11 protein-coding genes are annotated in these 10,004 nt (G+C 60.0%); 5 read left to right on the top strand and 6 right to left on the bottom strand.

What is annotated here, in order from left to right; translation table 11 throughout:
• The coding region (locus HHL21_RS07990; protein WP_169464713.1) for an IS3 family transposase at positions 1 to 791 on the top strand (791 nt) is incomplete at its 5' end.
• A gap of 64 nt (positions 792 to 855) precedes the next feature.
• On the opposite strand, the gene HHL21_RS07985 is transcribed toward HHL21_RS07990, so the two are convergent.
• The 6 genes from HHL21_RS07985 to HHL21_RS07960 form a co-directional block, all read right to left on the bottom strand.
• Complete coding sequence (locus HHL21_RS07985; RefSeq protein WP_169464712.1) at positions 856 to 1,830, bottom strand: hypothetical protein; 975 nt, start codon at positions 1,828 to 1,830, stop codon at positions 856 to 858.
• Positions 1,827 to 2,684, bottom strand: coding sequence for an ABC transporter ATP-binding protein (locus HHL21_RS07980; RefSeq protein ID WP_169464711.1), 858 nt, complete (start codon positions 2,682 to 2,684; stop codon positions 1,827 to 1,829). Before HHL21_RS07980 ends, HHL21_RS07985 begins: the two co-directional genes overlap by 4 nt.
• Positions 2,681 to 3,049 (bottom strand): GntR family transcriptional regulator, encoded by a 369-nt coding sequence (locus HHL21_RS07975; protein WP_169464710.1) that lies wholly within the window; start codon positions 3,047 to 3,049, stop codon positions 2,681 to 2,683. The genes HHL21_RS07980 and HHL21_RS07975 overlap by 4 nt, the downstream gene beginning before the upstream one ends.
• A gap of 181 nt (positions 3,050 to 3,230) precedes the next feature.
• The gene (locus HHL21_RS07970) at positions 3,231 to 3,989 is read right to left on the bottom strand and encodes a UDP-2,3-diacylglucosamine diphosphatase (protein WP_169464709.1); all 759 of its coding nucleotides are present in this window, start codon (positions 3,987 to 3,989) and stop codon (positions 3,231 to 3,233) included.
• A gap of 35 nt (positions 3,990 to 4,024) precedes the next feature.
• Positions 4,025 to 4,513 carry a peptidylprolyl isomerase gene (locus HHL21_RS07965; protein WP_169464708.1) on the bottom strand — a complete coding sequence of 163 codons (489 nt, stop codon included), beginning with the start codon at positions 4,511 to 4,513 and terminating at the stop codon, positions 4,025 to 4,027.
• A 54-nt stretch (positions 4,514 to 4,567) separates the two neighbouring features.
• A complete protein-coding gene (locus tag HHL21_RS07960; protein ID WP_169464707.1) occupies positions 4,568 to 5,161 on the bottom strand; it encodes a peptidylprolyl isomerase in 594 nt (197 codons plus the stop codon).
• A gap of 284 nt (positions 5,162 to 5,445) precedes the next feature.
• On the opposite strand from HHL21_RS07960, the gene cysS reads away from it, so the two are divergent.
• From cysS to tilS, 4 genes are read left to right on the top strand one after another with little or no spacing between them, the layout of a single operon-like run.
• Positions 5,446 to 6,843, top strand: a complete 1,398-nt coding sequence (gene cysS / locus HHL21_RS07955; protein ID WP_169464706.1) for a cysteine--tRNA ligase — start codon at positions 5,446 to 5,448, stop codon at positions 6,841 to 6,843.
• On the top strand, positions 6,843 to 7,502 hold the full coding sequence (locus tag HHL21_RS07950; protein ID WP_169464738.1) for a DNA-3-methyladenine glycosylase family protein: 660 nt from the start codon (positions 6,843 to 6,845) through the stop codon (positions 7,500 to 7,502). The genes cysS and HHL21_RS07950 overlap by 1 nt, the downstream gene beginning before the upstream one ends.
• A 58-nt stretch (positions 7,503 to 7,560) precedes the next feature.
• A complete protein-coding gene (locus HHL21_RS07945) occupies positions 7,561 to 8,538 on the top strand; it encodes an acetyl-CoA carboxylase carboxyltransferase subunit alpha (RefSeq protein WP_169464705.1) in 978 nt (325 codons plus the stop codon).
• A complete protein-coding gene (gene tilS / locus HHL21_RS07940) occupies positions 8,535 to 9,953 on the top strand; it encodes a tRNA lysidine(34) synthetase TilS (RefSeq protein WP_370659684.1) in 1,419 nt (472 codons plus the stop codon). The genes HHL21_RS07945 and tilS overlap by 4 nt, the downstream gene beginning before the upstream one ends.
• Positions 9,954 to 10,004: the final 51 nt, after the last annotated feature.

Here is a 10,004-nt window from a genome sequence, read left to right as displayed (position 1 = left end):
CTGGCATCGCGCGCAGCACCTTCTACTATCAACAGAAGGCCGCCCAGGCATGCGACAAACATGCAGGCTTGAAGAAGCAGATTGGCGAGATCTACGCACACCACAAGGGGCGGTATGGCTATCGTCGAATCACTGCGGCGATTCGGCAATTGGGGAAAAAGATCAACCACAAGACCGTTCAAGGCCTGATGGGCAAGCTCGGCCTCAAGTCGCTGGTGCGGCCAAAGAAGTATCGCTCGTACAAGGGGGAAGTCGGCCATGCAGCTCCTCACATTCTGAAGCGAAAGTTCGACGCCATCGGCGCCAATCAAAAATGGGTGACCGACGTGACGGAGTTCAACGTGTCCGGCGCGAAGCTTTATCTGTCTCCGGTAATGGATTTGTACAACGGGGAAATCATTGCGTTCGAGATGGCAAAGCGTCCGGAGTTCGCTTTGGTAGGCATCATGTTGAAGAAGGCGTTAAAGAAGCTTAAACCCGGGGAGACGCCCATTCTGCATTCGGATCAAGGGTGGCATTACCGAATGCCAGCCTACCAGCGCGCGTTGCGCGAAAAGAGCGTCGTGCAGAGCATGTCGCGCAAAGGAAACTGTCTCGACAACGCCGCCATGGAAAGCTTCTTCGCCGTGCTCAAATCGGAGTTCTTCCATCTAAACAAATTCAGCAGCGTGGACGAGCTACAAGCCGGCATCAAGAAGTACATTCGCTATTACAATTACGACCGCATCAAGATGAAACTAAAAGGGCTGAGTCCTGTGCAATACAGAACCCAGCCCTTGGCCGCTCATTAAACTAACCGTCCAACTTTACGGGGTCAGTTCAGTAATGCGCGGGGCGTTTCTACATAATCGAGGCTTAGCCTTCGTCCTTCCAGCGGCGCAGGCGCATCGCTGCGAAGATCATCAGGCCGCCGGCAATCGCGCCGATCCAGACGCTCGGTCCGGCCAGTGTCATCCACGACTGTGCGAACAGGTTACCGAAGTCCATCATGCGGCCAGCGGTCAGCAGCTCAGGTTTTACCTGTTCGAAACCGAACCATGCGCCAGGCAGCAGGCCAAGCAGGCCGCGGGCGACGACGTTCTGGATGAACCAGTCCGCATTCATCCCCGTACCAAGCAGCTTCTCAGCCCACTTGACGATGATGATCGCGATGACCGGGGTGCCGACCGCCCACAGAAAAACCTTCGATTTCGCCCACGCCGACACCATCAGCAGCCAGCCGACCGTCGGCAGCGCCCACAGTGCATACACCGGCAGCATCCCGACGATCTGCAGCGGCCCAAGGTAGACCTGCGGCGACGTCAGCACCGCGCCGAACAGGTTGACGCCGTTGAAGCCCAGCGCGGCGCAGGTAATCAGGAGGATCAGCACCGATGCGAAGCTGGCCACGCCAATCGTGATCAGCGGCGCGACGATCAGGGCGGTCGCCACTTTCGACAGCACGGTCTGCTGGTCCGACACTGGCAGCGATTTCCAGAACAGGATGCTGCGGTCGCGGCGTTCTTCGAACATCGCGCTCAGGCAGTAGAAGAAGACGATTACGCTCAGCATGATGTACAACGGTCCCGCTGCCGCCATGTAACCGCTCGACATCGCGTTGACGAACATCTGCTGGTCCTGCGCGGACAGCGTATGGAAGGCCATCGTCATGTCGGCGTGACGCCCATTGATCGTTATCGAGTCGCCGCCGAACTTGCCCGAGCCGATGGCGTACATGACGGCGCCCCCGATGAACACCACGATCGCGCTGGCCACCACGATCGGCGCCCAGAAGATCGCGCCCTTATGTTCCCAGAACTCGCGCTGGACCAGCCATTTCATCGTTTTCATGCGTAGCTTCCTTTCATGGTCGCTACGAACAGGTCGGCGACGCTTGGGTTACGGGTTTCACCGAGGGCGGCGAGCTGGTGACGCGGTACGCCGTCGAACAGCATCACCGACTTGCCGAACACAGTGCGCTGGTCGATTGGCTGCAGCGCGTTCGCTGCGTTGACCTTGTCGCCCGGGACCATCACTTCGGTATAGCGCTCGCCGACTTCGTCCATCGACGCCGCAAGAACGATCTTGCCTTCGCGGATGAACATCAGGTCTGTCAGGATATGTTCGACTTCTTCGACCTGGTGCGTCGTGATGACGATGGTCTTGTGCTCATCGAAGTAATCCTCCAGCAGGTTCTGGTAGAACTGCTTGCGGTACATGATGTCGAGGCCAAGGGTCGGCTCGTCCAGCACCAGCAGCTTGGCGTCGATTGCCATCACCAGCGCGAGGTGCAGCTGGACGATCATCCCCTTGGACATCGACTTGACCTTCATGTCGGGCGTCAGCTTGGTGCTGGCGATGTAGCGTTCGGCCTTCTCGCGGTTGAAGCGCGGGTGCACGCCTTCGACAAAGTCGATCGCTTCACGGACACGCAGCCACCGCGGCAGGATCGCCACGTCGGCGATGAAGCACACATCCTGCATCAGTTCATCGCGCTGGGTGCGCGGGTCGAGGCCGAGTACCGACAGCTGGCCTTCGAACGGAATCAGGCCGAGGGCCGCTTTCAAGGTCGTGGTTTTGCCGGAGCCGTTCGGGCCGATCAGGCCGACGATGCGGCCGGCCGGGATGTCGAAGCTGATGTCGTCAACCGCCACCCGCTTGCCGTAACGCTTGGTCATGCCGCGTGCGGACATTACGGCGTTCATGCCGCACCTCCGGGAGCTGTGGGACGGAGCAGCTGGTCGAGGCTGAGGCCAAGGCGGCGGATGCGCTCGACCATGGCTGGCCATTCTTCGCTCAGGAAGCGTTCACGTTCGCTGGCCAGCAGTTTTTCACTTGCTCCTTCGGTTACATACATGCCAATTCCCCTTCTTTTTTCTACTAAGTTATCGTCCACCAGTTCCTGGTATGCCTTTGAAACGGTGATTGGGTTGAGCTGGTATTCCGCGGCAATCTGCCGCACCGAGGGCAGGGCGTCGCCAGCCTTGAGTACGCCGTCAAGCATCATGCTGACGACCCGCTCCTTGAGCTGGCGGTAAATGGGTGTGTTGTCATTCCAGCCGATTGTCATTGTCGACCCTCCTTGGGTTTGCAGCTTGGTGAGGCATGATTCCTCCAGTGCTGTGGTGTTGTGTTAAAGTGGTGTTGTAGTGAACTATAACACCAGAAAAAACGTTGTCAACTTAATTTTGAACAGCGACGAGAAAAATGTAGGTCGGATAAGCAAAGCGCATCCGACCTACCAGACTTTGTCAGTCCAGCGGCCGGCCGTCCAGTCCATGGCGCGTAATGGCGCCTTCACTATCGATGGAGATCCAGCCGCCGCGCGGTGGTTCGGCGTCGACTTCCCAGTCGGGAAGCACGAAGCGGCGGCGGTCGCCATGCTGGTGCAGGGCGGGGCGGTGGGTGTGGCCGTGGATGACGATGTCGCTGCCGGTGCGTTCAAACAGCTCGCTCACCGCAGCGGGCGTGACATCCATGATCTCGTAGGACTTGGCGCCCTGCGCTTCGCGGCTGCCTTCGCGCAGGCCGGCGATGATGGCCTTGCGCTGCGCCAGCGGCATCGCAAGGAACTGCTGCTGCCAGGCCGGGTGCCGTACCTGGGCGCGGAATTCCATATACCTGGTGTCGGCCGTGCATTCCGCGTCGCCGTGCACCAGCGTGATGCGCTGGCCGCCGATCTCGGTCACGTGCGGCTCGGGCAGCAGGGTGAGCCCGGAGGCTTCGGCAAACGCCTGGCCAACCAGGAAGTCGCGGTTACCCGCTATCCAATACACGGCTACGCCAGCGTCGCTGACCGCGCGCAGGCCTTTGATGATCGATTGGTGGAAGGGGGCGCCGAGGTCGTCGTCGCCGGCCCAGTACTCGAACAGGTCGCCGAGCAGGTACAGGGCTTGCGAGCCCATCGCACGCTCGGCCAAAAAGCGGTGGAACGCTTCGGCGTTGTGAGGGTGCGAGGGCTGCAGGTGCAGGTCCGAGATGAGCAGCGCAAGCGTGCGGGGCAATGTCATCGCGACGATACCTGATTCAAATGCCCGTAAGTCATTTAGATGACTTCGACGCTTTCGATGATGACTGGCTCGACCGGCACGTCCGAGAACATGCCGCTGCGGCTGGTCTTGACCTTCTTGATCTGGTCAACCACGTCGGTCCCTTCGGTGACTTTGCCGAACACGGCGTAACCCCAGCCGTCCTGGCCTGGATAGTCGAGGAAGCTGTTGTTGGTGACGTTGATGAAGAACTGCGCCGATGCCGAGTGCGGGTCGGAGGTGCGTGCCATCGCCAGCGTGTAGTTTTCGTTTTTAAGGCCGTTCTTGGCTTCGTTCTCGACGGTCTGGTCGGCCGGCTTCTGCTTCATGCCTGGCTCGAAACCGCCGCCCTGGATCATGAAGTTGCCGATCACGCGGTGGAAGATCGTGTTGTTGTAGTGGCCCTTGTTGGCGTAGTCGAGGAAGTTGGCAACCGATTTCGGTGCTTTTTCCGCGTCGAGTTCGACGGTGATGTTGCCCATGTTGGTCTTGATCAGTACGGCCATGATATTTTTCCTGTGAGTTGAATTTATTATTCGATGATGCGCTGAGGCGCTATTTTACTGCTTGATGATCTTTGCCGACTTGACGACGATCGGCGTCACCGGCACGTCGTCGAATCCGATGGCGCGGTCGACCAGCACGCCCTTCATCTTCTGGACGACTTCCTGGCCCTTTATCACCTTGCCGAACACTGTGTAGCCGTGCCCATCCTGGGCCGGGTAGTCCAGGGACGGATTATCGATCACATTAATGAAGAACTGGGAGGTCGCTGAATTCGGATTTTCCGAGCGTGCCATCGCGACCGAGTATTGGAGGTTCTTCAGTCCGTTTTTCGATTCGCTCGTGATCGCCTTTCCGGTGCGCTTGGGCTGCATCTTGGCGTCGAACCCGCCGCCCTGGACCATGAATCCGTCGATAACCCGGTGGAACACGGTTCCATTGTAAAACCCGCTCTTGACGTAGCCGAGGAAATTGGCAACTGTCTTGGGCGCTTTTTCCTGATCCAGCTCAAGCACGATTTCGCCCATGCTGGTCTTCAGCGAGACCTGTGGCGCCGCGCTCGCCAGGACTGCGCCGCTCAGGGCCATGCCGGCGAAAAAAGTCACGAATTTTGCAAGCACTGCAGAGAGGGACACCTGATATTTTTTCATGATATTTTCCTTCAGTGGAGGTTGTGGTTGCAGTGGCGGGTGTCGGCTGTCAAGGCTTTCACGGAAAATAAACCTGCCCCGGTTGCGGCCAGTCGGTATTTTATCAATGCTATACTTTGCGCAGAACGTCCCATTCTATCAAGAAGAACAATACAGAGGGTACTGACGATCTCGATGCAAGCCACGTTTTTACCGGCGCACGCCCAAGCGGTGTCTGCGCCCGGTTTCGTTATTGCCCGAAGGTCGAAAACTCTCGCCAAACAGCACGATAAAAGCAAAGTCCGATGAGCCAATTAAAGATCTATAACACGCTGGCGCGTGACAAGCAGGTTTTCATCCCGATCGAGGCCGGCAAGGCCAACATGTACGTATGCGGCATGACGGTCTATGACTACTGCCACGTCGGCCATGCGCGGATGATGATGGCGTTCGACGTGATTTATCGCTGGCTCAAGGCGTCCGGGTACGCGGTCAAGTACGTCCGTAACATCACGGACATCGACGACAAGATCATCAAGCGCGCGGTGGAAAACGGCGAAACGATTTCGCAGCTGACCTCGCGCTTTGAAAAATTCATGGACGAAGACACGGCCGCGCTGGGCATCCTGCCGCCGGACGTGGTCCCGCACGCCACCGAATATGTCCCGCAGATGCTGGGCATTATCGAACTGCTCGAACAAAAAGGCCTGGCTTACCAGGGCGAAGACGGCGACGTGAATTACGCCGTCCGTAATTTCCCTGGCTACGGCAAGCTGTCCGGTAAATCGCTCGACGACCTGCGCGCCGGCGAACGCGTCGACGTCAACACCGGCAAGCGCGATCCGCTCGATTTCGTCTTGTGGAAGTCGTCGAAGGAATCCGAACCGGACGAAGTCAAGTGGCCATCCAAATGGGGGAGCGGCCGTCCCGGCTGGCATATCGAATGCTCGGCGATGTCGTGCGCGACGCTCGGCCAGCATTTCGACATCCATGGCGGCGGCGCGGACCTGCAATTCCCGCACCACGAAAACGAGATCGCCCAGTCGGAAGGCGCGTTCGGCCAGCCGATGACCAATTACTGGATCCATAACGGCTTTGTCCGCGTCGATAACGAGAAGATGTCCAAGTCGCTTGGTAACTTCTTCACGATCCGCGATGTGCTGAAAAAGTACGATGCCGAAGTGGTGCGTTTCTTTATCCTGCGCGCGCATTACCGCAGCCCGCTTAACTATTCCGACGCCCACCTGGACGACGCGCGCATGGCGCTGACGCGCCTGTACACCGCGCTGTCCGATGTCGATATCGGTTCGGGCGAATGCAGCGTCGACTGGGACGAGGCGCATGCCGTCCGCTTCCGCGAAGCGATGGACGATGACTTCAATACGCCGCTCGCGGTGGCGGCGTTGTTCGACCTGGCGTCGGAAGTTAACAAGACCAAATCGCTGGCGCACGCACGCCAGTTCAAGGCGCTTGCCGGCGTCATCGGCCTGCTTGGCCGTACCGCGCAGCAGTTCCTGCAGGCTTGCGTTGCGGAAGAGGATGGCCTGGGCGAAACCGCGATTGCCGGATTGATCGAGCAGCGCGCCGCCGCCAAGAAAACCCGCAACTTCGCCGAATCCGACAAGATCCGCACTGAGCTGCTGGCGGCCGGCATCGTCCTGGAAGACAAACCGGACGGTACGACCAACTGGCGCCGCGCATGATGGCGCTATACAAGGACACGGCGGGCTCGACCTCGCTGATTCTCGAGGTGCCGCCGTACTGGGAGGAAGCGAAAGCCGAACTCATGAAGCGCGACCGCATCATGAAGAAGCTGATTCCCCAGTTCGGCGACCTGCACCTGGTCGGCCATGGCGATCCGTTCACCACGCTGGCCCGATCTGTTGTCGGCCAGCAGGTGACAGCCCGTGCCGCCGATACTGCATGGAACAAGCTGATGATCGTCTGCCCGAAGATTACCCCCGCGCAAGTCATCAAGGCCGGCGCCGAGCAGCTGTCGGCCTGTGGCTTGTCCAAGCGTAAGACCGAATACATCCTCGACCTGGCCGACCATTTCAAGGCCAAGCGCGTCCATGCCAACCAGTGGGACCAGATGGAAGACGAGGCTGTCATCGCCGAACTGGTCCAGATCCGCGGCATCGGGCGCTGGACCGCGGAGATGTTCCTGATATTTAATCTGCTGCGGCCGAACGTCATGCCGCTCGATGACCCGGGCCTGATCCAGGGCATCAGCCAGAACTATTTCTCGGGTGAACCGGTTTCGCGTAGCGACGCGCGTGAGGTTTCGGCCAATTGGGAACCATGGCGGACAGTTGCTACGTGGTATTTATGGCGTAGTCTGGACCCGGTTCCGGTAGAATAGCGAAATAATCGGCCGCCCGAGCTGTACGGCGTCGGCCTTGAAATAACTCGGAGTAATAATGACTAAAACAACTTTCCTCAATTTTGAACAGCCAATCGCAGAGCTGGATTCCAAGATTGAAGAGCTGCGCTTCGTCCAGGACGACTCGGCCGTCGACATCTCTGAAGAAATCGACCGCCTCGCCAAGAAGAGCCAGCAACTGACCAAAGACATCTACGCCAAGCTCACGCCGTGGCAAGTCTCGCAGATCGCCCGTCACCCGCAACGTCCGTACACGATGGACTATGTGAACGAGATCTTCACCGACTTCCACGAACTGCACGGCGACCGCTCCTATGCGGACGACCTGTCGATCGTCGGCGGCCTGGCGCGCTTCAACGGCCAGGCCTGCATGGTCATCGGCCACCAGAAGGGCCGCGACACCAAAGAACGCGCGCTGCGCAACTTCGGCATGCCGAAGCCTGAAGGCTACCGCAAGGCGATGCGCCTGATGAAGGTCGCCGAGAAGTTCGGCTTGCCGATCTTCACCTTCGTCGACACTCCGGGCGCGTTCCCAGGCATCGACGCGGAAGAGCGCGGGCAGTCGGAAGCGATCGGCCACAACCTGTACGTCATGGCTGAGCTGAAAGTGCCGCTGATCGCGACCATCATCGGCGAAGGCGGCTCCGGCGGCGCGCTGGCGATTGCCGTTGGCGATCAGGTACTGATGCTGCAATACGCGACCTACTCGGTGATCTCGCCGGAAGGCTGCGCTTCGATCCTATGGAAAACTTCGGAACGCGCATCCGACGCAGCCGACGCGCTGGGCCTGACCGCCCATCGCCTGAAGGCCATGGGCCTGATCGACAAGATCGTCAGCGAGCCGCTGGGTGGCGCGCACCGCGATCCGAAACAGATGGGCGTGCTGCTCAAGCGCGCGCTGGCCGATTCGCTGCGCCAGTTCCATGGCATGAAAACCAAGGACCTGATCGAAGCCCGCCATCAGAAGCTGATGAGCTACGGCAAATTCAAAGAAACGACGCCGGCAGAAGAGTGAGCCGGCAACAAACCGGATCGATCGCGACCCGGGCTCTCCCGGCAACGTTCGCGCGGGCGCTCGATGCGCTGCGCGCGGATGTGGTGCCCGCCTCCATCGCAATCGCCTACAGCGGCGGCCTCGATTCGTCGGCGCTGCTGCATCTGGCGCATGCGTACGCGCGCGACCACGGCATCGCCCTGCATGCATTCCACGTCCACCACGGCATCAGCGAGAACGCCGATGCGTGGCTGGCGCATTGCCAACAGACCTGCGCAACGCTGGGCGTAAAGTTCACCGCCCGCCGTGTCATGCTCGCAAAGACCAAATCCGGCGTTGAGGCTGCGGCGCGCAAGCTGCGCTATGCCGCACTTGGCGAAATGGCGCGCGAACACGGCGTACGCCTGATGCTGACCGCCCACCACCTCGACGACCAGGCCGAGACCGTGCTGTTGCAACTGCTGCGCGGCTCCGGGACCGCAGGGCTGTCAGGCATGGACACGGCCAATGCAGCGCCCGAACTGCTCGGCAACCCCGACCTGGTGATGGCGCGACCCTTGCTGCCTGTCTCGCGCACCGAGCTCGAAGCCTATGTCGCCGGGCACGCCATCGGCTACGTCGAAGACGAATCAAACACCCATCCACGCTACGCACGTAACGCCTTGCGGCACCAGGTCATGCCGGCGCTTGCGCAGGCCTTCCCGGGCTTCCAGGAACGCTTTGCGCGCAGCGCCGCCCACGCGCAGTCCGCCCAGCGCCTGCTGAACGAACTGGCCGTGCAAGACCTGGCGCAGTGCCTCGACGGCGACTCGGTCGACGTGGCAAAGCTGCGCACGATGAGCCAGGACCGCGCGTACAACATGCTGCGCCACTGGTTCCACACGCGCGCGCTCCGCATGCCTTCGACGGCATGGCTGTCCGAAATGGTCACGCAACTGGTCGAGGCCCGCCACGACGCGCAACTGCTGGTAACGCACCCCGACTGCCATGTCCGCCGCCACCGCGACCGCCTGCATATAACGCCGAAACTGCCGGACCTGGCAGGCATGCGCGACCCTGACGACGAGGGCATCTTCTACAAGGATGGGCAGCTGTTCCGTTGGAGCGGCGAAGCGCACATTGAGTTCCCCGACTACGGCGGATCGCTGCATTTCGACGAGGCGGAGGACGGCATTGACCCGGCATGGCTACGCGAGCAGCAATTGATGATCGATTTCCGTAAGGGTGGCGAACGCCTCAAGCCAGCCCACAACCGGCCAACGCGCGGACTCAAGTACCACTACCAGGCATGCAACGTGCCTGCGTGGGAGCGCGGACGCCTGCCGATCGTCTCGGTTGGCCGCGAACTGCTGTTCGCAGCAGGCATCGGCATGGATTGCCATCACCTCCAGCAAGGTCCGGGCCGGATCAAACTGCGCTGGCAGTCGTTCGAATAAGTGCGGTTTTGAAATATGTATATTCCAGTTTGTTATAGGAATATGCGCCTT

It is taken from the genome of Massilia polaris (genome assembly GCF_012927275.1).
GTDB lineage: Bacteria > Pseudomonadota > Gammaproteobacteria > Burkholderiales > Burkholderiaceae_D > Telluria_A > Telluria_A polaris.
Note: the sequence above shows the minus strand (reverse complement) of the source record. Positions and strands in the feature narration are given on the sequence as shown.